Source organism: Streptomyces sp. NPDC053560 (genome assembly GCF_044544605.1).
Classification (GTDB): domain Bacteria; phylum Actinomycetota; class Actinomycetes; order Streptomycetales; family Streptomycetaceae; genus Streptomyces.
On record NZ_JBITXI010000007.1, the window covers coordinates 275001 to 300096 of the forward strand.

General features: G+C 73.4%; 21 protein-coding genes and 1 tRNA gene. 15 read left to right on the top strand and 7 right to left on the bottom strand.

Annotated elements, in window-relative coordinates:
- The first annotated feature begins 19 nt into the window (after positions 1 to 19).
- From ACIGQF_RS19015 to ACIGQF_RS19045, 7 genes are all read left to right on the top strand, one after another.
- Positions 20 to 2089: an FUSC family protein gene (locus ACIGQF_RS19015; RefSeq protein WP_399711403.1), complete on the top strand. Its 2070-nt coding sequence runs from the start codon at positions 20 to 22 to the stop codon at positions 2087 to 2089.
- A 175-nt stretch (positions 2090 to 2264) separates the two neighbouring features.
- Positions 2265 to 3443: a rod shape-determining protein gene (locus ACIGQF_RS19020; protein WP_399711405.1), complete on the top strand. Its 1179-nt coding sequence runs from the start codon at positions 2265 to 2267 to the stop codon at positions 3441 to 3443.
- Between the two features lie 313 nt (positions 3444 to 3756).
- Positions 3757 to 5346 (top strand): ATP-binding protein, encoded by a 1590-nt coding sequence (locus ACIGQF_RS19025; RefSeq protein WP_399711407.1) that lies wholly within the window; start codon positions 3757 to 3759, stop codon positions 5344 to 5346.
- Positions 5343 to 5750 (top strand): roadblock/LC7 domain-containing protein, encoded by a 408-nt coding sequence (locus tag ACIGQF_RS19030; RefSeq protein WP_399711409.1) that lies wholly within the window; start codon positions 5343 to 5345, stop codon positions 5748 to 5750. Before ACIGQF_RS19025 ends, ACIGQF_RS19030 begins: the two co-directional genes overlap by 4 nt.
- Entirely contained in the window at positions 5747 to 6106 is a 360-nt protein-coding gene (locus ACIGQF_RS19035) for a DUF742 domain-containing protein (protein ID WP_361566516.1), read from the top strand. The genes ACIGQF_RS19030 and ACIGQF_RS19035 overlap by 4 nt, the downstream gene beginning before the upstream one ends.
- Positions 6087 to 6764 carry a GTP-binding protein gene (locus tag ACIGQF_RS19040; protein ID WP_399711411.1) on the top strand — a complete coding sequence of 226 codons (678 nt, stop codon included), beginning with the start codon at positions 6087 to 6089 and terminating at the stop codon, positions 6762 to 6764. Before ACIGQF_RS19035 ends, ACIGQF_RS19040 begins: the two co-directional genes overlap by 20 nt.
- Positions 6765 to 7096: 332 nt before the next feature.
- Entirely contained in the window at positions 7097 to 7612 is a 516-nt protein-coding gene (locus ACIGQF_RS19045) for a hypothetical protein (RefSeq protein ID WP_399711413.1), read from the top strand.
- Between the two features lie 32 nt (positions 7613 to 7644).
- On the opposite strand, the gene ACIGQF_RS19050 is transcribed toward ACIGQF_RS19045, so the two are convergent.
- The 5 genes from ACIGQF_RS19050 to ACIGQF_RS19070 form a co-directional block, all read right to left on the bottom strand.
- Positions 7645 to 8775, bottom strand: a complete 1131-nt coding sequence (locus ACIGQF_RS19050; RefSeq protein WP_399711415.1) for a hypothetical protein — start codon at positions 8773 to 8775, stop codon at positions 7645 to 7647.
- An 82-nt stretch (positions 8776 to 8857) separates the two neighbouring features.
- A complete protein-coding gene (locus tag ACIGQF_RS19055; RefSeq protein WP_399711417.1) occupies positions 8858 to 9307 on the bottom strand; it encodes an alcohol dehydrogenase catalytic domain-containing protein in 450 nt (149 codons plus the stop codon).
- 383 nt (positions 9308 to 9690) lie between these two features.
- On the bottom strand, positions 9691 to 10572 hold the full coding sequence (locus tag ACIGQF_RS19060) for a fructosamine kinase family protein (protein ID WP_399711419.1): 882 nt from the start codon (positions 10570 to 10572) through the stop codon (positions 9691 to 9693).
- On the bottom strand, positions 10569 to 11108 hold the full coding sequence (locus tag ACIGQF_RS19065) for a low molecular weight protein-tyrosine-phosphatase (RefSeq protein ID WP_399711421.1): 540 nt from the start codon (positions 11106 to 11108) through the stop codon (positions 10569 to 10571). The genes ACIGQF_RS19060 and ACIGQF_RS19065 overlap by 4 nt, the downstream gene beginning before the upstream one ends.
- Positions 11109 to 11184: 76 nt before the next feature.
- Positions 11185 to 11257, bottom strand: a tRNA-Arg gene (locus tag ACIGQF_RS19070).
- Between the two features lie 311 nt (positions 11258 to 11568).
- On the opposite strand from ACIGQF_RS19070, the gene ACIGQF_RS19075 reads away from it, so the two are divergent.
- From ACIGQF_RS19075 to ACIGQF_RS19105, 7 genes are all read left to right on the top strand, one after another.
- A complete protein-coding gene (locus ACIGQF_RS19075; protein WP_399711423.1) occupies positions 11569 to 13443 on the top strand; it encodes an ATP-binding protein in 1875 nt (624 codons plus the stop codon).
- Positions 13444 to 13859: 416 nt separating this feature from the next.
- Complete coding sequence (locus ACIGQF_RS19080) at positions 13860 to 16052, top strand: GTPase (RefSeq protein WP_399711425.1); 2193 nt, start codon at positions 13860 to 13862, stop codon at positions 16050 to 16052.
- A gap of 284 nt (positions 16053 to 16336) precedes the next feature.
- The gene (locus ACIGQF_RS19085; RefSeq protein WP_399711427.1) at positions 16337 to 17050 is read left to right on the top strand and encodes a single-stranded DNA-binding protein; all 714 of its coding nucleotides are present in this window, start codon (positions 16337 to 16339) and stop codon (positions 17048 to 17050) included.
- A gap of 253 nt (positions 17051 to 17303) precedes the next feature.
- The gene (locus ACIGQF_RS19090) at positions 17304 to 18716 is read left to right on the top strand and encodes a Cys-Gln thioester bond-forming surface protein (protein ID WP_399711429.1); all 1413 of its coding nucleotides are present in this window, start codon (positions 17304 to 17306) and stop codon (positions 18714 to 18716) included.
- A gap of 397 nt (positions 18717 to 19113) precedes the next feature.
- Positions 19114 to 20778, top strand: a complete 1665-nt coding sequence (gene ettA / locus ACIGQF_RS19095; protein ID WP_399711431.1) for an energy-dependent translational throttle protein EttA — start codon at positions 19114 to 19116, stop codon at positions 20776 to 20778.
- Positions 20779 to 20788: 10 nt separating this feature from the next.
- The gene (locus ACIGQF_RS19100) at positions 20789 to 21262 is read left to right on the top strand and encodes an acyl-CoA thioesterase (RefSeq protein WP_399711433.1); all 474 of its coding nucleotides are present in this window, start codon (positions 20789 to 20791) and stop codon (positions 21260 to 21262) included.
- On the top strand, positions 21259 to 21966 hold the full coding sequence (locus ACIGQF_RS19105) for a hypothetical protein (protein ID WP_399711435.1): 708 nt from the start codon (positions 21259 to 21261) through the stop codon (positions 21964 to 21966). Before ACIGQF_RS19100 ends, ACIGQF_RS19105 begins: the two co-directional genes overlap by 4 nt.
- A gap of 116 nt (positions 21967 to 22082) precedes the next feature.
- Here the strand turns inward: ACIGQF_RS19105 and ACIGQF_RS19110 are convergent, their stop codons facing one another.
- Positions 22083 to 22487, bottom strand: a complete 405-nt coding sequence (locus ACIGQF_RS19110; protein WP_361566550.1) for a globin — start codon at positions 22485 to 22487, stop codon at positions 22083 to 22085.
- A 96-nt stretch (positions 22488 to 22583) separates the two neighbouring features.
- Here ACIGQF_RS19110 and ACIGQF_RS19115 point away from each other — a divergent pair, with 96 nt between their 5' ends.
- Complete coding sequence (locus tag ACIGQF_RS19115; protein ID WP_399711437.1) at positions 22584 to 23621, top strand: methyltransferase domain-containing protein; 1038 nt, start codon at positions 22584 to 22586, stop codon at positions 23619 to 23621.
- Between the two features lie 21 nt (positions 23622 to 23642).
- On the opposite strand, the gene ACIGQF_RS19120 is transcribed toward ACIGQF_RS19115, so the two are convergent.
- Positions 23643 to 25079: an FHA domain-containing protein gene (locus ACIGQF_RS19120; protein ID WP_399711439.1), complete on the bottom strand. Its 1437-nt coding sequence runs from the start codon at positions 25077 to 25079 to the stop codon at positions 23643 to 23645.
- Positions 25080 to 25096: the final 17 nt, after the last annotated feature.

Genomic DNA, 25096 nt, shown 5'->3' on the forward strand with positions numbered 1-25096 from the left:
CGGCACGTATTCTCTCGCTATGACCTGGACGAGCGCGCTGAAGCAGACCGCCCGCTCCGGGCTGTCCGTCGAACGCGCCGAACTGACCCCGCTCATCGCGGTCCGCGGCGCGGTGGGCGTGGCCATCGTCGTCGGGGGCTGCCTGTGGCTGGGCTCCCCGGTGCTCGCCGTCTCCGCCGCCTTCGGGGCCTTCTCCGCCGGCATCGCCACCTTCCAGCGCAGCTGGCGGCCGCGCCCGCTGCTCGCCCTGGCCGTCGCGGGCGGCCTCTCCATCTCCACCTTCCTCGGCTACCTCGCCGCCTCGCACACCGTGCTCTTCGTCCTGCTGCTCAGCGCCTGGACCCTGCTCGCGGGGCTGTGCTGGGCGGTCGGGCCGGTCTCCGGGCTGATCGGCACCCAGACGGTCGCGGTGATGCTGGTGACCGTCACACTGCCGACCTCCGTCCTGGGCGCGCTGGAACACGCCGCGCTGATCGCCGCCGGCGGCTGCGTCCAGGCCGCGCTCATCGTGCTCTTCCCCGTCCGCCGCTGGGGCCGGCAGCGGGACGCGCTGGCCGACGCGCTCGCCGCCGAGGCCGACTACGCGCGTCGGCTGCGCCACGACCCGGTCGCGCCCTTCGACCCGCAGCCCCTGATGGACGCCCGGCTCGCCTCCCGGGTCACGGCCCGTCAGGCCCGCCGCCGCCCCGCCCAGCTGCACGGCCCGCGCACCCTCGCCGAGCAGGTGCGCCCGGTGCTCGCCTCGCTCGCCGACCCGGTCGTCGGCGTGCCGGTGGAGGGGCCCGAGCGGGACCGCGTGCGCGAACTGCTGCACGCGGCGGCGACCGTGCTGGACGCGGTGGCCTCCGCCATCCGGCACGCCCGGCCGGTCCGGCTGCCCGCCGACGTCATGGACATCATGGAGGTGCCGGTCACCGGCGACGTACTGACCGGCCCGGCGCGCCGCTCGGCGGCCCGGCTGCTGAGCCTGCTGGCCGACGCCGTGGAGGCCGCCGACGAACCGGTCGAGCCGACCGGCCCCGTCACCGACGGCGACCGCCCCCACCTGCTGCGCCCCGCCGTTCACCGGCAGGTCCCGGTGGTCCTGCGGGCCGTTCGGCGGGAGCTGCGGTGGTCCTCCTTCGTGCTGCGGCACGCGCTGCGCGTAGCGGCGGTCGCCGCGGTCGGCTACCTCGCGGGCACCGCGCTGCCCTTCGGGCACGGCTACTGGGCGCCGCTCGCCTCCGTGATGATCATGCGTCCGGACTTCGCGCAGACCTATCAGCGGGGCATCGCCCGATTCACCGGCACCCTCTTCGGCGTCGCCGTCGGCGGCGGCGTCCTCGCCCTGTTCCATCCCGGGCAGTACGTGGACGCGGCGCTGGCCGTCGTCTGCGTCTTCCTGATGTACCTGCTGCTGCGCACCGGTGTCGCGGTCACCTCCGCCTGCGTCGCCGCGTACGTCGTCTTCCTGCTCGGCATCGCGGGCGCCGGCTGGGAGCAGACCGTCCAGGAACGGGTGGTCCTCACCCTCCTCGGCGGGGTGCTGGCGACCCTCTCGTACGCCGTCTTCCCGGCCTGGGAGACCTCACGGCTGCGCGACCGGCTGGCGGAGTGGCTGGCCGCCGGCGGCCGGTACGCCACCGCCGTCCTGGACATCTACGCCCGGCCCGCCGAACGCCGGCCGCGCCGGGTGCGCGAGGCGCTGCTCGACCTGCGTGCGGCACGCGTCGCCTGGGTGAAGAGCGGGGAACGCGCCGAGCAGGAGCCGGTACGGCACCGCGGGCTCTCCCCGGCCGCCGAGGAGGACGCCGCGACGGCCCTCAACACGATGGGCCGGGTCACCATGGTGATGGAGGCCCACCTGCCGGGCCCGGACGCCGAACCGTCGCCGGGCGCCGAGGCGTTCTCCGCCGAGCTGGGGCCCGCGGTGGAGCGCGCGGCGCGGGCCGTCCGGGAGGGCGGCGACATGGACTGGACCGGTCTGCGGCGACGGCTGGCGGAGTGGGAGGCCGGGCCCGACGGCGGGGGAGTGGCACCGCGCGCGGCGGAACTGCTGGTGGACGCGCTGGACGAGTTCGCGCGGGCGCTGAACCGGACCCGGAGCTGAGCGCGTGTTCCTCCTCCCGGGCCGGGCGGCGTGCACCTACGCGACGCCGGTAGGGTAGATAATCGCCCGTTATTGACGTCATTGCTGCCGTCTGGGGCGCGATGTCGGGGGGATCCGCACGCCGCGCCGCGGGCGTACCCGCAGTCCGAGCCGAAAGCGAGCGAGCGAACTCCTCATGGCCAGCACTTCCTCCGGCGGTACGTACGACATAGGCATCGACCTGGGCACCGCCAACACCCTGGTGTACGCACGCGGCAAGGGCGTGGTGCTCGACGAGCCGTCCGTGGTCGCCGTCAATGCGGCGGGCGACGTCGTCGCCGTCGGCGCCGAGGCCAAGCGCACCATCGGCCGCACCCCCTCCGGCATCACCGCGATGCGGCCGCTCCAGGAAGGGGTGATCGCCGACTTCGACGCCGCCGAGCGGATGCTGCGGGGGCTGCTGAAGAAGGCGCTGCCCGGGCGCCGCTTCTCCCGCCCGCGCGTGGTGATCTGCGTGCCGTCGGGGATCACCGGCGTCGAGCGGCGCGCGGTCATCGACTCCGGCAAGCGCGCGGGCGCCCGCGAAGTGCAGCTGATCGAGGAGCCGATGGCGGCGGCCATCGGTGCCGGGCTGCCGGTCGCGGAGCCGGTGGGCTGCATGGTGGTGGACATCGGCGGCGGCACGACCGAGGTCGCCGTGGTCTCGATGGGCGGCCTGGTCACCGCTCACTCGGTACGGGTCGGGGGCGACGCGATGGACGCGGCGATTTTGGCGTACGTCAAGAAGAAGCACGCGCTGGACATCGGGGAGCGCACCGCCGAGGACATCAAGATCGCGATTGGCTCCGCGCTGTGGACGCCGGACGAGGACCGTGCGCCGCAGCCGCCCGCCGACGGCGCGAAGGCGGACGCGGACACGGAGACGGAGGCGGCCGCAGAGACGGAGGCGGCCGCAGAGACGGAGACGGACGCGGAGACCACCGTGCCGGTACGCGTCGACTCCTGCACCGTCCGCGGCCGGGACCACGTCAACGGCCTGCCGCGGATCCAGGAGATCACCGCGGAGGAGGTCCGGCAGGCGCTCGCCGAGCCCGTCGACGCGATCGTGCGGGCCGTCCGCCGCACCCTGGACGCCTGCCCGCCCGAGCTGTCCGGCGACGTCATCGAGCACGGCATCGCGCTCACCGGCGGCGGCGCGCTGCTGCGCGGCCTGGACCGGCTGCTCACCCGGGAGACCGGCGTGCCCGTCGTGGTCGCCGAGGACCCGCTGAACTGCGTCGTGGCGGGCACCGGCCGGTGCGTGGAGGAGTTCGCCACCATGAACGGACTGCTGGCGGACGCCAGGAACCTGCCGCGCCGGACCGTACGCCTCTGAGGACCCGCTCGTTGGCCGGCCACGCGGTCAACTCCCTTGCCCGCGTGGGGCACCGGCGTGCTCGCGTGCCGTACGGAGGGTGGTGCGCGGGTGTCCGGAAGGCGTCCGCAGCGCGGACACATCCGTCCTTTCCGCGGCCCGAATGGCCCTCCACCTGCGGCGATATGACCTGGCGTCAAGGAGTGATCAAGTCCGGTTATGCTGAGACCGGCTCAGCGTACTGGCAGTTACCACTGGTGATCTGTGTGTCGACGCTGCCCTCACCGCTGCGCCCGAGAACTTCCCCGTATCTTTCGATTGGTTGAGGGTGCTGATGGTTCGAGAAGGATCGTCGCCCGGAGGCCTGCGACCGGCTTCGGCGTTCGTGTGGATACTGCCGGCGGCGCTCACTGTGATCGCCGCCGTCGTCTCCGCCGTGCTGGTCCCCTCCGACGCGCTGACGCCGGTCCTGTGGACCGGAGGCGTCGCCACCGTCGCGGTGGCGCTCCTCTCCGCCGAGGTCGCCCGCCGCGGCCGGGCCCTGGCGGAACTGCGCCGGAGCGCCCGGACGCAGGCCGAGGTGCTCTCCCGCCAGGAGGCCGCGACCGTACGGCTCGCCGAGGAGCTGCTGCCCGAGGTCGTCCACCGGCTCGGCCAGGAGGAGTTCCCCGAGGACGTCCTCGCCTCGATGACCGAGCGGCTGGCCCAGGAGGCCCGCGAGGCCCGGCTGACCCCCGAGTTCACCGCGGCCCACGAGGCGGTGCTCCGCTCGGTCCTGGAAGCGGTCGTCGCCGAGGAGGACCTGCGCGAGTCCGCCCAGCGCGCGTTCGTGAACATCGCGCGCCGCGTCCAGGCCATCGTCCACCAGCAGGCGCAGGAACTGCGCGACATGGAGGACCGGCACGGCCAGAACCACGAGGTCTTCGGCGACCTGCTGCGGCTGGACCACGGCACCGCGCTGATCGGCCGGCTGGCCGACTCCATCGCCGTACTGGGCGGCGCCCGCCCCGGCCGCCAGTGGAGCCGCGCCGTCCCGCTGTTCAGCGTGCTTCGCGGTGCGATGTCGCGGATCATCGACTACCAGCGCGTCGAGCTGCACTCCGTCACCGAGGTCGCCGTCGTCGGCCAGGCCGTCGAGCCGCTCATCCACGCGCTCGCCGAGCTGCTGGACAACGCCACCCGCTACTCCCCGCCGCAGACCCGGGTGCACCTGACCGCGGTCGAGGTGCAGTCCGGCATCGCCGTCGAGATCGAGGACGGCGGCGTCAGCATGAGCGAGGAGGCCCGCATGCGGGCCGAACGGATGCTCCAGCAGGCTCAGGAGGGCATCGACGTCAACGACCTGGGGGAGACCCCTCGGCTCGGCCTCGCGGTCGTCGGCCGGCTGGCCCAGGCGTACGACTTCCAGGTGTCGCTGCGCCCCTCGGCGTACGGCGGCGTGCGCGCCGTCCTCATCGTGCCGCAGGACCTGATCACCACGGCGCCGGCCACCGGACGCGCGCACGGCATCGGCGCCTCCTCCGGGCCGGTGAGCGAGCGCACCGCGCGTCCGGCGGTCCCGCGCCGGGCCACCGGGCCCGTGCCCGCTGCACCCGTGGCTCCGGCGGCACCAGGAGCACCCGCGGCGCTGCCGTCCCGGGCCGAGAGCACCCAGGAAGACGTACCCGTGGTGACCGAGCGGACCGCCAACGGGCTGCCGCAGCGGCGCCGCAAGTCCCGCGCCACCGCGCCGCAGGCCCAGCCCGCGCCGCAGGCGTCCACCGCCCCCGACACCGCAGACCACCGGTCCTCCGCGTCGGAGTCCGCCTCCGAGGTGCAGCCCGGCATGTGGCTGGCCGCCTTCCAGAGCGGCCTCTCCGGAGAACCGGGCGGGGCCGCCGGGCCGAAGAGTGACGAGTCGTCGGAAAAGAGTGAGTTGCCATGATTCAGCACCGGGCCAACATGGACTGGATGCTCAAGGACCTGGCGGAGAGCGTCCCGCAGACCCGCAACGTCGTCGTGCTGTCCTCGGACGGCTTGCGCATGGCCCAGTACGGCACGGACAACGACACCGCCGACCGGCTGGCCGCCGCCTGCGCCGGCCTGCAGTCCCTGGCCGGTGCCGTCTCCGCCGAATTCCCGCGCAGCGACGGCAAGATGCGCATGGTCGTCATCGAACTGGACGGCGGGTTCTTCTACCTGATGGCGGCCGGCTCGGGCGCCTACCTCGCGGTGCTGGCCGACGAAGGGGTGGACGCCGGACTGATCGGCATGAAGATGCGCGACCTGGTGGCGCGGATCGGCGAGCACCTCAGCAGCCCGCCGCGCGGCGTGGGACCGGCCGCATGAGCACAGCGGGCCAGGAGTGGGAGGACGAGAGCCCCGAGCGGCTCTATGTGATCACCGGCGGGCGTACCGGCGCCGCCGACACCTTCTCCCTCGACCTGGTCACGCTGATCGTGGCCAAGAGTTCGCCGAGACCGGGCGTACAGCCCGAGCACGCCACGATCATGCGGTTGTGCCACTCCCCCCTGTCGGTGGCGGAGCTCTCCGCCTACCTGAAGCTTCCGGTCAGCGTGGTCACCGTGCTCCTGGGTGACCTGCTGGCCGACGGGCGGGTGGTGGCGCGCGCGCCCGTCCCGCCCGCAGAACTTCCGGACCGTTCCCTTATCGAGGCGGTGATCCATGGACTTCAACAGCTCTGAGCCGACCGCCGGACAGGCGCTCGCCGAGCAGCCCGTGGCCGGTCAGACGTTCGACGCGGAGCCGGTCGTCGGGCCGCGGAGCGAGGACGAGCTGCCGGACTCGGCGACGGCCGCGGTCAAGGTGGTGATCGTGGGCGGCTTCGGGGTCGGCAAGACGACCCTGGTCGGCGCCGTCAGCGAGATCCGCCCGCTGACCACCGAGGAGACGATGACGCAGGCCGGCGTCGGCGTCGACGACACCCTGGGCGTGGAACGCAAGACCTCCACGACCGTCGCGATGGACTTCGGGCGCATCAGCCTCAACGAGGAACTGGTGCTCTACCTGTTCGGCACGCCGGGACAGCAGCGCTTCTGGTTCCTGTGGAACGGCCTGTTCGACGGGGCGCTCGGCGCGGTCGTGCTGGTCGACACCCGCCGCCTGGAGGTCAGCTTCGACGTCATCGGGCGTCTGGAGGAGCGCGGCGTCCCCTTCGTCGTCGCCGTCAACTCCTTCCCGGAGGCGCCGAAGTACCCCGTCGAGGAGCTGCGCGGCGCCCTGGACCTGCCGCCCGAGGTGCCGATCGTGGACTGCGACGCCCGGCTGCGCACCTCCAGCCGCGACGTCCTGATGACGCTCATGCACTACCTGCACGGCCTCGCCGTCACCGCGGAGAGCTGAGCGTCGCCGCGGAGACCTGAGCACACAGCGGAGACCTGAGACCCGAGGACTCCGCAGCGTGCTCGCAGAGAGGGCCCGAGCACCGGCAACCGCCGGGCCGGGCCCTCCGTCATGCCGCCTGCGGTGTCATGCCGCCTGTGCGGTCCCGTCGGCCGGGCGTCGACACGCGGCCGAGTCGAATCGGCCGGAGTGCCGACACACATGGACGCCATCCCGGGGAACCCCGAATGACACACCGGGTCGAATACAACCCTTCCCAGGCATATGAGTGTCTTATCTCGTGGACCCACTGACTCAGGGACCAAACGCTCATCCTGGGGGAAGGAATCACCATGCGTACCTCCCGTCCCGCGCGTCGCCGCACCGCCGTCATCGGCACGGCCGCCGCCGCGCTCCTCACCGCCTCCGCCGCCATTCCGGCCTTCGGCGCCACCACTTCACCGCCGCCCGTACGGCCGGCGGCGCAGACGGCGGCCGAGCCGGTGCGCGGCGGCAGCCCCGAATCCACCGTGGACCGGGTCGCGGACTTCTACGGCGCGTACATCGACGCCGTCTACGACGAGGACGGCCGGCTCGCCGGACAGCTGCGGACCCACTACCTCCGCGCCGACCTGCGCAAGCGCCTCGCCACGTGGGAGTCCAAGAACCACGCCGACGGCGTCCTGCGCGCGCAGAACGTCCCGGTCAAGTGGTCGGTCGCCTACGACGGTTCCGGCACCGGCAGCTCGTACACGATCGTCACCCTGACCTGGGACTCGGGCAGCAACCCGAGCACCTCCCGGGTGGCCGTCCGCAGTTCGCTGGAGACCCGGCAGATCACGGACATCAAGGAAGCGCCGACGGAGTGAGGTGAGGGCCGGGCCGAGACGGGCCCGGCCGATCACGGGGCGTGCGGGGGCCCATCGGAGGGTGGCGGTGGGTCCCCGTCCCGGGTACGGCCGTCTGCGCGGCCTTCTTGCGTACGGCGGTCCGCGCGGCCTTCTTGCGTACGGCGGTCCGCGCGGTCCTCGGCCCGGGTGGGCCGCGCCGGGCTCCTGTCCCGGGCGGTCCGGGGCGCGGGACGCAGGTGGTGGATGTGGCGGACGTCTACGGCCCGGCGTACGCGGGGGAAGACATGGCGCTCGGGGTGGTCGTGGAAGTGCCGCCCCAGCAGCGCCCCGCCGAAGACCACGAAGCCGACCCCGACCAGCCAGCACTCCACGATCAGTACGGTGCCCACCGGCCCGTAGCTGACCGCGTTGGTGACGATGAGCGGTGCGAACACCAGGTACGAGAAGGCGCGCAGCCCCGTCAGGCCCGCCATCGTCGCGACCGCGCCCGGCAGCAGCGCCCGCCACGCGACCTGCGCGCCGAGCAGGAAGCGCTGGCCCCACCAGAAGAACAGCACGCCGGCGAAGAGGTTCAGCACGATCCGCAGCGGCTCCGGGAGGGCGCCGCGGGACTGCACCTCGGCGTAGAGGTAGGCCAGCAGGACGGCCAGCCAGACGAGCTGCCGCCAGGCCCGGTGCCACGGGCCGACCGACAGGCTCCAGGTCTTCTCGTACCCGGTCTGCACGCTGCCCGCGAAGCTCAGCCCGAAGACGGCGAGGGCGACGAGGCTGACCGCGCTCGTGGTGGCGACCGCCTGGCGCGGCGCGGTGAAGACGCTCTCCACCGCGTCCGCCGAACGCCCGGACAGCGCCATGCCGTCGACCAGCCAGAGGGCGAAGCCGCGGTGCCCTACCGGGTCGGCCGCGGCCACCACGATCAGCAGCGGCACGAGCGTCACCAGCCCCAGCGCGCCGAAGCCCATGGCACGGTGCAGCAGCTCCAGCTCGCTGCCGCGCTCCCGGAACCGCCGGATCTGCAGCCGGTGCCGTACGCGCCGCACGAGGCGACGCCGCTGCTGCCGCTCGGGGGCGCGCCCCGGCCCTGCACGCCCAGGTCCGGTCGACTTGGGGCCGGTCGACTCGGGTCCCGTCGGCTCAGGTCCTGTCGACTCGGGTCCCGTCGACTCGGGTCCCACCGTCATGCGTCGCCACCGTCCTCCGCGCCCATGGCCTCCGCGCCCCTGGCATCCGGGCTCACGGCCTCCGCGCCCCTGGCCTTCGTTCTCATTCCTCCAGCGAGACGACGACCTTGATGTCGTCCTCCCGCGCGGTGAACGCCTCCTGTGCGCGGGACAGCGGCACCCGCCTGGTGATCATGCGTGCCGGCCAATCCTGGTCGGCGCCGGCCGGTGCGTCGGCCGCCTGCCGGTAGTGCCGCAGATCGGCGTTGACCGAGCCCACCACCGCGTCGTTCGCCAGCACCAGGTCACCGCGCGCGAAGCCGCTCCCGGGAGGCGCCCCGCGCACGCGCCCGAGCGACTCGTGCCCGAGGGCGAGCCGGTCCCGGCCAGGCGGCGGTGCCCCGTAGTCGCCGGCCGCGATCTCCTTGTCGGTACCGCACACCCCGACGCCGAGGCCGTCCGCCAGCAGCTCGCCCGACCCGGCCACCGGGTCGGGCACCTCCCGCACCTCCAGCGAACCCGGCTGCAACGGCCGGACGGTCAGCGCACGCATGCTCACAACCCCTTTCGTCGCTCCACCACACCCCACCGGCAGCCGCTCCACCACACCCCACCGGGCAGCCGCTCCACCATCACCGACGGGGTGCGACCGCGTACCCGTGGGGGGTGACCCGAGTACCCATGGGAAGGCGCCTCCCGACCGGGCAGGGAGCACCCGGCCCCTCATTCACCTCCGAACCGCCCGCGTCGTCACCTCCCCACGCCGCCACCGCCCGACGAACCCACAGAGGGAGGGGCGGTGTCACCCGTCCGGGCGGGGCTCATGCGGTGGGGGGTGAGGTCTCGTGCATCTCGCGAGGGTGGGGTCGACGGGGCGTCAGCTCAGCTTCGACCGGCCGATCAGCTTCGACCGGCCCATCGGATTCGACCGGTCGATCAGCTTCGACCGGCCGACCGGGCCGCCGCGAGGGCCTGTTCGGCATAGCCGCGGCCGAAGAGCACGGTGTGGACGAGCAGGGGGAACAACTGGTGCAGGCCGATGCGGTCGGCCCAGCCGTCGGCCAGCGGCGCTGCGTCCTGGTAGGCGGCCAGGACACGGTCCAGATGGGGGCAGCCGAACAGGTGCAGCATGGCCAGGTCGGTCTCGCGGTGGCCGCCGTGCGCGGCCGGGTCGATCAGCCATACCTGGTCGTCCGCGCCCCACAGCACGTTGCCGCTCCACAGGTCGCCGTGGAGCCGGGCGGGCGGTTCGGCCGGGCCCGCCAGCTCGGGGAGGCGCGCCGCGACGTCCTCGATCACGGCTGCCTCGGCGGAACGCACCGTGCCGTCGTCGACAGCGCGGCGCAGATACGGGAGGACCCGGTGCTCGGCGTACCACTCGGGCCAGTCGGTGCCGGGGACGTTGCGCATCGGGGCGAGCCCGATGGTGGCGTCCCGGGGGCCGTCGGGCGGTGGGGCACCGAAGGCGGGCGCCCCGGCGGCATGCAGAGCGGCCAGGTCCCGGCCGAAGCGTTCCGCGGCGCCCGCGCTCGGCCGCCCGGTCGCCACGCGGTCGATCACCAGCCGGCGCCCGTCCCGGCCGTGCACCACGGGGACCCGGACCGCGTCGGCCTCGGCCAGCCAGCGCAGCCCGGCCGCCTCGGCCGCCACCGCGCCGGGGCTGTCACCCTGCTTGACGACCACGACCCGCCCGTCGTCGAGCGCGACTTCGGCAAGCGCTCCCGACAGCCGCGGTTTCCCACTCACCTGCCGCCCGGTGAGCCGGGCCGCCACGTCCTCCGGACCCTCACCGTCCGAGGCCGCCGTCCCGGCCGTCACGCGTCGTCCAGCCGCTCGCGCACCCAGGCGAGAAGTCCCGGCATCGCAGCCTCGATCATGCCCAGCACCTCGTCGAACCCCTCGGGCCCGCCATAGTACGGATCAGGCACCTCCAGCCCGGCGCCCGCGCCCCCAGCCGCTCGCAGGTCGGAGTCCCCGGCACCGGCCGCCCGCGGATCGGAGTCCCCGGCACCGGCCGCCCGCGGGTCGAAGGAGCGCAGCAGCCGCACCCGCGACGCGTCCGCCACCTGCCGGCGCAGCGCCTTCTCATGACTGCGGTCCATCGCCACGAACAGATCGGCGTCCATGTGCGAGGCGCCCAGCTGGGCCGCGACGTGCCGAGTGGGGTAACCGTGCCGGGCCAGCACCTCGCCGGCCCGCTCGTCGATGGGCTCCCCGACGTGCCAGGGCCCGATGCCGACACTGCTGACCCGTACCGCCCCGTCCAGCCCGGCCCGGCGCAGATGCTCACCGAAGACCAGCGCGGCCGACGGAGACCGGCAGATGTTCCCGCTGCAGACGAAACAGATGTGCACACGCCCAGCGTACGACCGCCCGCCTGCGACTACGCTGCCCAGCAGAAAGGCCCTCCCCAGGGAGGGCCTTGAAGAGCGCCCCCGGCAGGACTCGAACCTGCGGCCAAGTGCTTAGAAGGCACCTGCTCTATCCACTGAGCTACGGGGGCCGGGTGTGAACGTGGATCACGGACCGCGGACCAGGATAGGGGGCCGCGTGCCTCGTCCCGGTTGCTTCACCTCCGTGGCACGTTGTGGAGGTTCGGTGAAGCGGTCCCGATAATCGCAGGCAGGTACGAATTCTGCACCGGTTTTGGCGCCTCACGGGACGGGTGTTGTGCACTCGTTATGCCTGAGCCCCTCCTGTCGCGGGCGTCCCACGCGCCACACATACCGTTTTGAGTGGGTTCGTACGGCGCGCACATGGGGCTATACGCTTCAAAAAGGCGTCGAAATTGGGCATTCTTCACATGTGGCGACCTTGGACGTAGGACCCCGGATCATCGACGCGCTCTCCGTGCTGCGTGACCGCGTCGCCGCCGCGCGCTTTCCGCTGCCGCTTCCAGGGGCCGCGCGAGCCCGCCGCGATCGTGCCGAACTCCTCGCTCACCTCGACGACTATGTGATGCCCCGTTTGCGCGCTCCTCAGGCACCGCTCCTGGCGGTCGTCGGCGGATCCACCGGCGCCGGGAAGTCCACGCTGGTCAATTCCCTCGTCGGGCGGCACATCACCGAGGCGGGCGTGCTGCGGCCCACGACGCGTACGCCCGTCCTGGTGTGCCACCCCGACGACCGGCACTGGTTCGCCGGCCCCCGAGTGCTGCCCGACCTCGTCCGCCTGTGGATGCCCGAACAGGGCGGTGCCGGGAATCACCCGTATGGGGAGGGTTCGTGCGGAAGTGATTTTTACGGGGACGGAGGAGGCGCGGGGGGCGGCGCGTACGAGGGCGAGGAGGAGGACGGTGACGTCGCCTCCGAGGGCAGCGGGCCCGCGCCGCTGCGTATCGAGACGGACCGGGGTGTCCCTCGGGGGCTCGCCCTTCTGGACGCCCCGGACATCGACTCCCTCGTGGCCCGCAACCGGGAGCTCGCGGCGGAGCTGATCTGCGCCGCGGACGTGTGGGTGCTGGTCACCACGGCCGCGCGGTACGCCGACGCCGTCCCCTGGCACCTGCTGCGCACGGCCAAGGAGTACGACGTCACGCTCGTCACCGTGCTCGACCGGGTGCCGCACCAGATCGCGCCGGACATCACCGACCGGTACGCGGCCCTGCTGAACCGCGCGGGCCTCGGTGCCGTGCCGCGCTTCACCATTCCCGAGCTGCCCGAGTCGGCGGGCGGCGGCAGCGGCCTGCTGCCTGCCACCGCGGTCGCCGCGCTCCGCGCCTGGCTGGAGCGGCACGCCGAGGACCCGGTCGCCCGGGAGGCGGCAGCGGCCCGCTCCGTGGCCGGGGCGATCGCCTCGCTGCGCGGCCGGCTGCCCGCGCTGGCCGGCGCCTCCGCCGCTCAGCACGCCGCGGCGGTCCGGCTGGCCGACCGGGTCGACGAGGCGTACGAGAGGGCCTCCGCACGGGTACGGGCCGCGGTGACCGGCGGCGACGTCCTCTCGGGCGACGCCCGCGCCAACTGGCGCGACCACGCCCTCGGCGGCCGCCCCGACGAACTGCTGGACTCCCTCACCCGCGGCCTCGCCTCCCTCTTGTGCTGCGCGGTCGAGGAGGCGGACGAGCGGACGGCCGAGGTCTGGCGGCGCGACCCGGCGGCGGCCGGACTCGCCCTACTGGGGCAGGGCTCCTCGGGACACGGGGGAGCGGCCGGGCCTGCCGCCTCCGGAGACGCGAGTACCGCCGGACGGCTCGGCATCCTTGCCCGGCGCTGGCGCCGCTGCCTGGAGGAACTCGCGGAGGAGGAGGCACGCGAGGCCCGCGCGGCACGGGAGGCAGCCGGGGACGCCCGTGGGCTGCTCGGCGGCGTACGAGGGCTGACACGCGAAGCGCGCGGTGTACCCGGAGAGCTGCGCAGCCCGGAACGTACGGGGGCCGCTGTACCCGAAGAGGCTGCGGCGCTGCTGGCCACCACGTTGCTGGGCGGCCGCCGGGCCCGTACGGCGGGCGAGAACCTCGCCGAGCTGCTCGGCGCCCACGGAGCGCTGCGGCTGCGCGACAAAGGGGGCGCGCTGCTCGACACATACGTGGGCCGGGCGCTGGCCGCCGAACGCGAGCGCCGGCTGGCCCCCCTGGACGAACTGACCGTCCCGCCCGACCAGCAGGTCGGACTGATCGCCGCCCTGTCGGTCCTGCGCACGGAACTGGCCGCCGAACACGGCCCGGTGGCGGAGGGGGCGATGGCCGGGTGAGGGGCGCCCACGGGGACGTCTTGGTCAGGGACGCCCCGGGCGGTGGCGGTCACGGCGGCCTCGGTTGCCGTCGGTGATCTCCATGACGTTGAGGACTCTGCTGGTTCGCACGGAAAGGGCTTCTGGTGAGCGGTGAGCGCGAGGGCACGGACGGCGGCGCTGTACGAAAGAGCGGCTGGGACGACGGGCTGATCGCGCGCCGGGCCGGTCACGGGGAGCGTGTTACTGACGGGAGCCGGGCCGGTCGCGGGGCCCGCGCCGATCACGGCGGGCATGCGGGCCGGCGGGCTGTGCCGGAGGGCGACTCGACCGCGCCGGAGGACTATCGCGCCGGGTCGGGGGGCGTGCCTGCCGACCCGGAGGGGTACCGCGCCGCTTCGGAGGATGACTGTGCCGCGCCGGAGGGGTACCGCGCCATGCAGTCGGGCTACCGCGCCATGTCCAGGGAGGGCCACCCCGTTCCGCAGGACCGGCCCTCCGTCCCGCAGGACCGGCACCCCGTTCCGCAGGACGGACGCGGCGTACCTGAGGCCGATCTCGCGGCACCGCAGGCGGCGGCTCCCGCCGCTTCAGGGGGCGCGGCGGATGCGGGACCAGGAGAGCCGGCGGTCGAGGCGACACGGGACGCCGCCCCCTCGTATGCGTACGTGCCGCCCGTACGGCGCACCGTGGAGGACGAGCTGCAGCCCCGTATCGATGCGCTGCGTGAGCTGATCGGGTTGTCCCGGACGCGGCTGGACGGGCGGACGCTGGACGAGGCCGGACAGGTGCTGGACGCGGCGGACGAGCGGGGCCGGCTGTCGGGCGAGCACACGGTCGTGGCGATCGCCGGCGCGACCGGCAGCGGCAAGTCGTCGCTCTTCAACGCACTCTCCGGCGCCCCGTGTTCGGAGGTGGCCGCGCGCCGGCCGACCACCTCGCAGCCCGTGGCGTGCGTGTGGCCGGGCGACCGGGCCGGCGCCGAGGCCCTGCTGCACCGGCTGGAGATCTCCGTATCGCGGCGGTACGCCCCCGGTACGGCGGCCGGGCCGGGCGGTGGCCAGGGTGCTGAATCGGACGGCGCCCCCGAAGGCGGGCGGGCCGGCGGCCCCGCAGGCGACCACTCCCTGCGCGGACTCGTACTGCTCGACCTGCCGGACCACGACTCGGCCGCCGTCGGCCACCGTGCCCAGGTGGACCGGCTGTTGAAGATCGTCGACGCCGTCATCTGGGTCGTGGACCCGGAGAAGTACGCGGACGCGGTGCTGCACGAGCGGTACCTGCGTCCGTTGGCGGGCTACGCCGAGGTGACGTTCGTGGTGCTCAACCAGGTGGACCGGCTGCCGGGCGACGCCGCCGACCAGGTGGTCGACGATCTGCGGCGGCTGCTCGACGAGGACGGGCTGGCGCTCAGCGAACACGGCGAGCCGGGCGCCACGGTTCTCGCGCTCTCCGCGGCGACCGGAGAGGGTGTGGAGGAACTGCGGGACGCGCTGCGGCAGTTCGTGGGGGAGCGGGGCGCGGCGGGGCGCCGCCTGGCCGCGGACGTGGACGCGGCGGCGGAACGGCTGCAGCCGGTGTACGTGGCGGACGGCCAGGTCGGCCTGACCGAGCAGGCGCGTGAGGACTTCGAGGAGCGGCTCGCCGAGGCGGTGGGCGCCGCGGCTACCGGACGTGCAGCGGAACGTGACTGGCTGCGCCACGCGGAGCGCGCCTGCGCCACTCCGTGGGTGCGCCTCCGCAACTGGCGCGCGGACGCCGCGAGACGAAGAGAAGCCGCTGCCGAGAGGCCACGCGGCCCGGTCACCGGAGCGGCGACGGAAGCGGCCGAGGGAGCGGCGACAGGAGCGGGGGGCGGGCAGCGCAGCGAGTACGGCCAGGCCCATGTGTACGGCCAGGCCCATGTGTATGGACAAGCCCGTGTGAACGGGCGGGCTGCCGAGTCGCCGGGTGCCGTCGGCCCGGCCAACGCCTCCAGAGCGTCCGTTCCCTCCGTACCGTCCGCGCGGTCCGTGGCGGCCGCTTCGACCGACCCATCTGCCTCCACTGCCTCCACTGCCTCCGTCGTCTCCACCGCCCCCACCGCGCAGACTTCGCGGACCGTTACGGAGCAGGCGGTACGGGCCGTGGCAGGTGGGGCGGCGCGGGGGTTGCCCGTGCCGTGGGCGCAGGCCGTGCGCGAGGCGGCGGACAAGGGAGCGCTCGGGCTGCCGGAAGCGCTGGACCGGGCGGCGGAGGCGGCCGACGAGGCACTGCAGGCCGGGCCGCCGGCGAAGCCGCGGTGGTGGACCGTGGCTGCCGCAGGGCAGGGGCTGCTGGTCGGGCTCCAGGTGCTGGGCGCCGTGTGGATGGTCGGTCTGCTGTGCGGGGTGGACCGGGCGTCCGGCGCAGCCGGCTGGCTGCCGGCGCTGGCGCTGATCACGATCGGTACGGTCGGCGGGCCCGCGTTGTCCTGGCTGTGCGGGGTGGCCGCGCGCGGTCCGGCGCGGCGGTACGGCCAGGAAGCCGAGCGGGAACTGCGGGCCGCGGCGGCGGGGGCGGGCCGGGCCCGGGTGCTGGAGCCGGTCGCGGCCGAACTGCTGCGGTACCGGGAGGTGCGCGAGCAGTACGCGGTGGCGACGGGCGCGTGACCGCCTGACCGGCCGAGGTGAGTCCGGGGCGAGTTCGGGGCGAGCGAGCGGCTGCGGCGGCCCCGGCCGCCGGTGCTTCTCACCCACACGAGTGGCGGTCTTTTCCCCACCCGGCCCCCAACCCCTCGCCGACGTCCTTCCCGACCCGTCCCGTTCGGTGGTTGTCCACAGCCCCGACGCGATTTCGCGAATCCGGGCAGCATGGTTTTCACGACGCGGCCGGCGGCGGGCTCGGAGCTCGCCGGGGAGAACGGAACGGCCGTGACAGAACGGGGGAGATGACGATGACCGACACGATGGTGACGCTGACGGGGAACGCGGCGACGGCGGTGGAGCACCGCTATACCAAGGACGGCGCGGCAGCGGCGAGGTTCCGGATGGCGTGCACACCGCGCCGGTTCGACAGGGAGCAGGGCCGCTGGACGGACGGCCCCACGAGCTTCTACACCGTGCGGGCCTGGCGCACCCTCGCCGACAATCTCGCCGCCTCGGTGGCGGTCGGCGAACCACTCCTCGTACGGGGGAGGTTGACGATGCGCGAGGGGGAGCACCCGCCGGAGCGGGGTGGCGGCCGGTGGTTCGCGGCGGAGGTCGACGCCGTGGCGATCGGGCACGATCTCACCCGCGGCACGGCCGCTTTCCGCCGCGCCGCCCGGACGACGGCCCTCTCCGGCACGGACTTTGACGCGACCACCTCCGCCGCCGCCTCCACCCCCAACGCCGCGACCGGAACCGCAACCGCAACCGCACCCACGGCCGACGCAGGCGCCGGCCAAAGCCCCGACCCAAGGACCGACCCAGGCACCACTTCTGAAGCAGAAGGCAATACAGCGGAAGGTGCGACAACGGACGGCAATACAACTGACCGGCCACAGCCGGAAAGTGGCCCCTTCACGAACGGAACTCCACGTTCCGTAGCGGCAAATGACGCCCACTGGGCCGGAATTGATGCTTCCGTGATGGAAAGTGATTCGCCGGAGAAGGTGCCAGTGTCCTGAATTGCCCCCGGGGATTTGTCGATAATCCCAGGTCAGCGGCGCTTCGTTCGGTAACGATTGCGATTCGGATCGCTTGTCGTGCGGCATCGCTGGGGACGCTGTTGCGCTCGCTCTCTAGGATCCACGAGTGACTCACGGGGGCTGATCATCACGAGCACTCACGGGGGCTGATCGTTCCGTTCGGCTGTTGAGTTCTCGGTTCTTTCCGGCGAGGCCACCTCCCATCGACCTGCCTCGCCCAGAGGGGAATTTCATGATTTCTGTGAAGAGGCGCGGTGCGGCCCGCCTTGCCGCCGCGGTCCTGGCCTCAGGCCTGGCGGCGGCGGGCGCGATAGCCACTGCGGGGCCTGCTGTCGCGGATGACGCGCCCCCGGCGCACAGCGGCGTCACCGCCACACTCGGCGGCCTGAAGGTCTACGACCAGGCCGTCATCCACGACAACGGCCGGAACCAGAAGATCGGTGCCGGGCTGTTCGAGATGGCTGTCGACAAGGGCGGTGCGCTCCAGACGTACTGCATCGACATCCACAACCCGACGCAGAACCAGGCCAAGTACCAGGAAGTGCCCTGGAGCCAGTCGTCGCTGCACAACAACGGCGACGCCGGCAAGATCCGCTGGATCCTGCAGAACTCCTACCCGCAGGTGAACGACCTGGCCGCGCTCGCGCAGAAGGCGGGTGCCGGGACGCTCACCGAGAAGACCGCTGCGGCCGGTACGCAGGTCGCGATCTGGCGCTTCTCCGACCACGCCGACGTCGACGCGGTGAACCCCGCGGCGGAGAAGCTGGCGGACTACCTCGAGAAGAGCGCGCAGAACCTCGCGGAGCCGACGGCGTCCCTGACGCTCGACCCGCCGGCCGTCTCCGGCAAGTCCGGCAGCCGGATCGGCCCCGTCACGGTCCACACCAACGCGCAGAGCGCGGCGGTCACCCCTGCGGCGGACGCCCCGTCCGGTGTCAAGGTCGTCGACAAGAGCGGCAAGCCGGTCACCAGCGCGCCCAACGGTTCGCAGCTGTTCTTCGACGTGCCGGCCGGTGCCGAGGACGGTTCCACCTCGCTGACGGTCCAGGCCGCCACGAAGGTGCCGGTGGGCCGCGCGTTCACCGGTGTCGGTGAGCACGCCAAGAGCCAGACGCAGATCCTGGCGGGCTCCAGCGAGTCCACCGTCTCCGCCGTGGCCACGGCCTCCTGGGCGAAGCAGGGCGCGGTTCCGGCCGTGACCGCCGAGAAGGACTGCAAGAAGGGCGGCGTCGACGTCACCGCCAGCAACAAGGGTGACGAGGCGTTCCACTTCCAGCTGGCGGGCAAGGACTACGAGGTCGCGCCCGGCAAGTCCCAGACGGTGACCGTGCCGGTCGCCGAGGACCAGTCGTACGACATCACGGTCAAGGGTGACAACGGCTTCTCGAAGCAGTTCACCGGCGTCCTGGACTGCAAGACCGCGGGCAGCGGCGGCGGCAGCACCCCGGCCCCGTCCGCGCACCCCAGCCCGGCGTCGGCCGGTGGTACGGGTGGCGACTCGGCCGGTGACACCGGTGGCGACCTGGCGGAGACCGGTTCCAGCAACGCCACGCCGATGATCGCGGGTGTCGCGGTCGCGCTGGTCGTGATCGGCGGTGCGGCGGTGTTCTTCCTCCGTAAGAAGAAGGCCGGCGTCACGCAGTAAGAGCGGTTAGAGCGGTAAGTGCAGTAAGGGCACCGCTGTAGCAGTGGCGTGACCCGCGGTGAGCGACGCTCACCGCAAGCAGCAGGCCCCGGCCCCGGAGCGCCCCTGGCGCCCGGGGCCGACGGCTGCCCGCCCACGGGCCGTCGGCTGACGGCTGACGGCTGCTCCGAGACTCGACTCCCCGCCCCGGGAGCGCTCCCTCGCGGGCCGCCCACCCCGCCGGAGTGGCCCCCCGGAGTGGCCCCCCCCGGAGTGGCCCCTCGGAGTGGCTTCCCGGAGGGGCTCCCGCCCCGGGTTCAGGGGGTTCGAGTCGTTACCCGTTTTCATCGGGGGACCGGCGTACGGCAAGATGGGTAGTACTGCCCACTTCCAGATCCAGACTGCCGGACGGTTTCTCTTGGCTGAGTTCATTTACACCATGCGCAAGGCGCGCAAGGCGCACGGCGACAAGGTGATCCTCGACGACGTCACCCTGAACTTCCTGCCGGGAGCGAAGATCGGTGTCGTGGGCCCCAACGGTGCCGGTAAGTCCACGGTGCTGAAGATCATGGCGGGCCTGGAGCAGCCGTCCAACGGTGACGCGTTCCTGTCGCCCGGTTACAGCGTCGGCATGCTGCTGCAGGAGCCGCCGCTGGACGAGTCCAAGACGGTCCTGGAGAACGTCCAGGACGGCGCCCGCGAGATCATGGACAAGCTGCACCGCTTCAACGAGGTCGCCGAGCTCATGGCGACCGACTACAGCGACGCGCTCATGGACGAGATGGGCAAGCTGCAGGAGGACCTGGACCACGCCAACGCGTGGGACCTGGACACCCAGCTGGAGCAGGCGATGGACGCGCTGGGCTGCCCGCCCGGCGACTGGGGCGTCACCAAGCTCTCCGGTGGCGAGAAGCGCCGCGTCGCGCTCTGCAAGCTGCTCCTGGAGGCTCCCGACCTGCTGCTCCTCGACGAGCCCACCAACCACCTGGACGCCGAGTCCGTGCAGTGGCTGGAGCAGCACCTCGCGCAGTACGCCGGCACCGTCGTCGCCGTCACCCACGACCGGTACTTCCTCGACAACGTGGCCGAGTGGATCCTGGAGCTGGACCGCGGCCGGGCGCACCCGTACGAGGGCAACTACTCCACGTACCTGGACAAGAAGGCCACGCGCCTGAAGGTCGAGGGCCAGAAGGACGCCAAGCGCGCGAAGCGTCTGAAGGAAGAGCTGGAGTGGGTCCGCTCCAACGCCAAGGGCCGGCAGGCCAAGTCCAAGTCCCGTCTGACGCGGTACGAGGAGATGGCGGCCGAGGCGGAGAAGACCCGGAAGCTGGACTTCGAGGAGATCCAGATCCCGCCGGGCCCGCGTCTGGGCAACATCGTCGTCGAGGTCGAGCACCTCTCGAAGGCGTTCGGGGACAAGGTCCTCATCGACGACCTGTCCTTCACCCTGCCGCGCAACGGCATCGTGGGTGTCATCGGCCCGAACGGTGCCGGCAAGACGACCCTGTTCAAGATGATCCAGGGCCTGGAGACCGCGGACTCCGGTTCGATCAAGGTCGGCGACACGGTCAAGATCTCGTACGTGGACCAGAACCGCGCCAACATCGACCCCAAGAAGACCCTGTGGGCCGTGGTGTCGGACGAGCTGGACTACATCAACGTGGGCCAGGTCGAGATGCCGTCCCGCGCGTACGTCTCCGCGTTCGGCTTCAAGGGCCCGGACCAGCAGAAGCCGGCCGGCGTGCTCTCCGGTGGTGAGCGCAACCGTCTGAACCTCGCGCTGACCCTGAAGCAGGGCGGCAACCTGCTCCTCCTCGACGAGCCGACCAACGACCTCGACGTCGAGACCCTGTCCTCGCTGGAGAACGCGCTGCTGGAGTTCCCGGGCTGCGCCGTGGTCGTCTCCCACGACCGCTGGTTCCTGGACCGCGTCGCCACGCACATCCTGGCGTACGAGGGCGAGTCCAAGTGGTTCTGGTTCGAGGGCAACTTCGAGTCGTACGAGAAGAACAAGATCGAGCGGCTCGGCCCGGACGCCGCCCGCCCGCACCGCGCCACCTACAAGAAGCTGACCCGAGGCTGAGGCTGATCGCGTGCGACACGTCTACTCCTGCCCCCTGCGCTGGGCGGACATGGATGCGTTCGGCCACGTCAACAACGTGGTCTTCCTCCGCTACCTCGAAGAGGCGCGGATCGACTTCATGTTCCGGCTGGCGCCGGGGGACGGCAGCCCGTCGTTCTCCGGCGGGTCCGTCGTGGCCCGTCACGAGATCGACTACGTGCGTCCGCTGGTCCACCGGCATGCGCCGGTGACCATCGAGTCGTGGGTGACGCGGATCACCGCGGCGTCCCTGACGATCCAGTACGAGATCAAGGACGCCGCTACGCCGGAACACGGGGAGACCGTCTACGTGCGGGCCTCGACCGTCGTGGTGCCCTACGACCTCGAAGCGGGGCGTCCGCGGCGCATCACGGCCGAGGAGAAGTCGTTCCTGCAGGAGTACCGGGACGACGCCGACGACAGTGGCAGCGGCAGTGCCGACCGCTCGGAGGCCGTCGCCGCATGACGGTTCTGCGCCTCGCCGACGAGGGGGAGGCGGCGGACCTCGCCGCCTTCCTGTCCCGGCTGCTGCACTACGACCGGGCCGCCGCGGTGCGTCTGCAGGCCGCGCCCGGCGGAGCCGGTGACGGCGGCGTGCTCGCCGTCTTCGGCCGGCCGCCGTCCTTCGAGGTGCTGGCCATCCGCACGGCGCGGCTCGCGGAGCCGGCCCGGCTGGACGCCACCGTCTCGGCCGGCGAACTGCTCGACGGCCTCGCGGAACCGGCGGGCACGCTCGCCGTACCCGCCGCGGTCACCGGCCCGCCGTGGGCCGGGGTGCTGCCGCCGCAGGGCGGCTGGCGCCGGGTGCCGGGGCTGCCCGCGCCCGACGCGCTGGGCCGGATGCTCGCGGCCTCGGTCGCCGAGTTCCGCGCCCGTGACGCGGAGCTGTCGCCGGAGCGGCGGACCCGTACGGAACGGGACCGCATCGGCCGGGAGATCTGGTCGCGCACGGTCGGCGACACGCATCTCCCGCTGCGCGCCGTGCACGCTGCGCAGTCCCTGGGCTTCCTTCGTCCGGTGCGCGCCGCTGTCGGCGCTGCGGGCGCCGGGCGCCTCCCGGAGCCGTACACGCTGCTCGCCGCGGGCGGCTGGCTCCGGTTCCGTACGCCGCACGGCTCCATCGCCGTCCGCACGGGCGGCCTCCAGGGCCTCTCGGTCACGCCGGCCTGAGCGACGTACACAGCAGCAAGACGTATACAGCAGAAAGAGGCCGGGCGCCCCGAAAGGGGAGCCCGGCCTCTCGCCGTTCGCCGGACGGGCGTCGCGTGGGTCGTCAGCCTTCCGAGTCAGCCCTCGGAGTTGACCATCGACGCGGCCGCGTACGTCATGTAGTTCCACAGCTGGGTCTCCAGCTCGGGCGCCAGCTCCAGGGAGTCCACCGCGTCCCGCATGTGCCGCAGCCAGGCGTCGTGCGCCGCGCGGTCGACGGTGAAGGGTGCGTGCCGCATCCGCAGCCGGGGGTGGCCGCGGCCCTCGCTGTACGTACGGGGACCGCCCCAGTACTGCATGAGGAACAGCGTGAGGCGCTCCTCGGCCGGGCCGAGGTCCTCCTCCGGGTACATGGGCCGGAGCAGCGGGTCCTCGGCGACGCCCTGGTAGAAACGGTGCACCAGACGCCGGAAGGTCTCCTCGCCACCGACCTGCTCGTAGAAGGTCTGGTCCTGAAGCGTGCCGCGCGGAATCTCGTTCACCCCTCCATCGTCTCAGACGCACCGGCCGAGTACGGAAGATCTAGGACCACGGGCAGCGGGAGGACGGCCGGGGCACGGGCGTAGCACAGTGGAGGCATGAGCGGTAACGGCGCGGAACCGACGCACGATCCCTACGCCGTCGAGGCCGCGGCGGCCAGAGCCGGGCTGGTGCGGCTGATCACGCTGGGCGGCGGGCTCGCGGACCCCCGCTGGCGGGCGGCGTTCGCCGAGGTGCCCCGGCATCTGTTCGTCCCCGTGTACTACGTGGGCGCGGCCGGCGGGTACGAGCGGCGGGCCGCCGACCACCCCGATCCGCAGCGTCGGGCGGAATGGCTGCGCGGGGCGTACACGGACGGCGCGCTGGCCACCCACGTACGGGAGGGGGAGCTGGTCTCCTCCAGTAGCCAGCCGTCGCTGATGGCCATGATGCTCGACGCGCTGGCGGTCGAGGACGGGCACGAGGTGCTGGAGATCGGCACGGGCACGGGCTACAACGCGGCGCTGCTCGCGCACCGGCTCGGCGACGGGCGGGTCACCACCGTGGACCTCGACGAGGAGATCACCGGGCCGGCCCGGGAGCATCTGGCGGCGGCCGGGTACCGGCCTCTGGTGGTCACCGGGGACGGCGCGGCGGGCTGCCCGGAGCGGGCCCCGTTCGACCGGATCATGGCGACCTGCCGGCTGCCGTCCGTGCCGCCGGCATGGCCGGCGCAGTGCCGGACCGGCGGGCTGATCCTCACGCCGCTGGCCACCGGGCTGGTCCTGCTGCGAGTGACCGGGCCGGAGCACGCGGAGGGACGGTTCCTGTCGACCCCGGCGTACTTCGTGCGGCTGCGCGGCGGGTCCGAGGCGCCCGCCGACCGGCCCCGCGGCGCTTCGGGGGACGACGGGCACGACCGGGCGCGGGCCGAGACCGCCGCGCTGCCCACGGAAGCGCTGCGCGACGAGCGCTTCCATTTCCTGCGCGCGCTGAGCGCCGGGACGCTGGACCCGCAGGGCGCGTACGAGCTGTGGCGCGCGGAGCACCGGCCGGAGCGGGAGCGGTACGGGGTGACGGTCGCGGGCGAGCGGCAGTGGGCGTGGCTGGACGACCCCGACGGCCCGCACCGCTGGCCGCTGCCCGGCCGGGACTGACCCCGGCCGGGGCGTCGGAGCTCAGCCCCGGCGGACCGTGATCGTCGTCCAGGCGCCGACGTGCACCCGGTCGCCCTCCTGGAGCGGGATCGGGACGTACGGCTGGATCGGCTCCTCGCCGCCGTTGACCGTCGTGCCGTTGGTGGAGTTCTGGTCCACCACGGCCCAGCCGCCGTCGGGCTGCTGGACCAGCATCGCGTGCTGGTGCGAGACGCCCGGGTCCTCCGGCGGGCGCGCCAGGTCGATGTCCGGCGACTCGCCCGTGCTCTGCCGGCGGCGGCCGATGGTGACCTGCTGGCCGGAGAGCGGCAGCTGCTGCTCGGGGGAGTAGGCGGGCAGGTTCAGGCCGGCGGCCTCCGGGCCGCTGCGGCCCATCATCGCCATGAAGTACTCACGGTCCGGAGCGATCACCGCGACCCAGCCGGCCGCGGTCGGCACGGGGCCGGTGCCGCCGCCCGGGGGCCACGGCTGCTCACCGGTCCGGGCCTGCTGCTGACCCTGGTCGTACGGCTGCTGCTGGCCCTGCCGGCCCTGCTGGTCGTACGGCGGTGGCTGCTGCGGGAACGGCTGCTGCTGCGGCTGCTCCCACGGGGCGGACTGCTGCGAGTCGTACGGGCCGGGCGGCGCCGGGGGCGCGGACTGCTCGTACGGCGGAGGCGGCGGACCGGGCTGGTCGAAGCCCTGCGGACCGGGGCCTTGCGGGCCCGGACCCTGCGGGCCGGTCTGGTCGAAGCCCTGCGGGCCGGGACCCTGGGGGCCGGGACCGTGCTGGCCGGGGACGGGCGGTCCGTACGGGCCGGGGCCGCCGGGCGGTGCCGGTGCCGGGGCCTGCGGGGCGGCGTTCTGCGGTGCGCCGGGCGGCTGCGGGCCGCCGGGGGGCGGGAGCAGCCAGTCGTCGCCGCCCTGGGACTGGCCCTGCGGCTGCGGCGGGGGCGGCGGGCCCGCGTCACCGAAGGGCGCGGGCGGCGGCGTCGCGTCACCGTACGGCGGGGGCGGGCCGGCGGGGCCCGGCTGCTGGCCGGGGCCCAGCGGCTCGGCGGGCCGGTTCATCTGGGAGGGGCGGGAGCCCTGGTACTCGTACTGGTCCGGCGGGCCGGGCTGGGGCGGGAAGCCGGGCGGCTGCGCGGACTGCTGCTGCGGCGGCGCCGGGTACGAGGCGGAGGTCGAGGAGTGCGTCAGGAAGTTGTACCGGCACTCCTCGCAGAACGGCGCCATGGCCTCGCGCGGTGTGCCGCACTGCGGGCACAGCTCGGCCTGGCCGGTACCGGGGCCGGGGGCCTGGCCGGCGCCGGGCGGGGGCGGGGGCGGCGGGAAGCCGTAGCCCCCCTGCTGGGGTGCCGGGGCGCCGGGGAAGCCGGGCGGCGGGGGAGGAGGAGCGACAGGGCCCGCCATGCGGTGGCCGCACACCTCGCACCAGTCTTCGGCCACTGACTGGTGGCCGTTCGGGCAGGTCGGCATGTCGGTATGTCCCCCTC

What these genes read in the sequence shown, in the direction of transcription:
- ACIGQF_RS19040 (WP_399711411.1), top strand. Translation starts at nt 6,087, where the DNA reads ATGGACTTCAACAGCTCTGAGCCGACCGCCGGACAGGCGCTCGCCGAG.
- ACIGQF_RS19015 (WP_399711403.1), top strand. Translation starts at nt 20, where the DNA reads ATGACCTGGACGAGCGCGCTGAAGCAGACCGCCCGCTCCGGGCTGTCC.
- ACIGQF_RS19105 (WP_399711435.1), top strand. Translation starts at nt 21,259, where the DNA reads ATGACGGTTCTGCGCCTCGCCGACGAGGGGGAGGCGGCGGACCTCGCC.
- ACIGQF_RS19050 (WP_399711415.1), bottom strand. Translation starts at nt 8,775, where the DNA reads ATGACGGTGGGACCCGAGTCGACGGGACCCGAGTCGACAGGACCTGAG.
- ACIGQF_RS19055 (WP_399711417.1), bottom strand. Translation starts at nt 9,307, where the DNA reads ATGCGTGCGCTGACCGTCCGGCCGTTGCAGCCGGGTTCGCTGGAGGTG.
- ACIGQF_RS19080 (WP_399711425.1), top strand. Translation starts at nt 13,860, where the DNA reads ATGCAGTCGGGCTACCGCGCCATGTCCAGGGAGGGCCACCCCGTTCCG.
- ACIGQF_RS19085 (WP_399711427.1), top strand. Translation starts at nt 16,337, where the DNA reads ATGACCGACACGATGGTGACGCTGACGGGGAACGCGGCGACGGCGGTG.
- ACIGQF_RS19035 (WP_361566516.1), top strand. Translation starts at nt 5,747, where the DNA reads ATGAGCACAGCGGGCCAGGAGTGGGAGGACGAGAGCCCCGAGCGGCTC.
- ACIGQF_RS19030 (WP_399711409.1), top strand. Translation starts at nt 5,343, where the DNA reads ATGATTCAGCACCGGGCCAACATGGACTGGATGCTCAAGGACCTGGCG.
- ACIGQF_RS19115 (WP_399711437.1), top strand. Translation starts at nt 22,584, where the DNA reads ATGAGCGGTAACGGCGCGGAACCGACGCACGATCCCTACGCCGTCGAG.
- ACIGQF_RS19090 (WP_399711429.1), top strand. Translation starts at nt 17,304, where the DNA reads ATGATTTCTGTGAAGAGGCGCGGTGCGGCCCGCCTTGCCGCCGCGGTC.
- ACIGQF_RS19020 (WP_399711405.1), top strand. Translation starts at nt 2,265, where the DNA reads ATGGCCAGCACTTCCTCCGGCGGTACGTACGACATAGGCATCGACCTG.
- ACIGQF_RS19045 (WP_399711413.1), top strand. Translation starts at nt 7,097, where the DNA reads ATGCGTACCTCCCGTCCCGCGCGTCGCCGCACCGCCGTCATCGGCACG.
- ACIGQF_RS19120 (WP_399711439.1), bottom strand. Translation starts at nt 25,079, where the DNA reads ATGCCGACCTGCCCGAACGGCCACCAGTCAGTGGCCGAAGACTGGTGC.
- ACIGQF_RS19025 (WP_399711407.1), top strand. Translation starts at nt 3,757, where the DNA reads ATGGTTCGAGAAGGATCGTCGCCCGGAGGCCTGCGACCGGCTTCGGCG.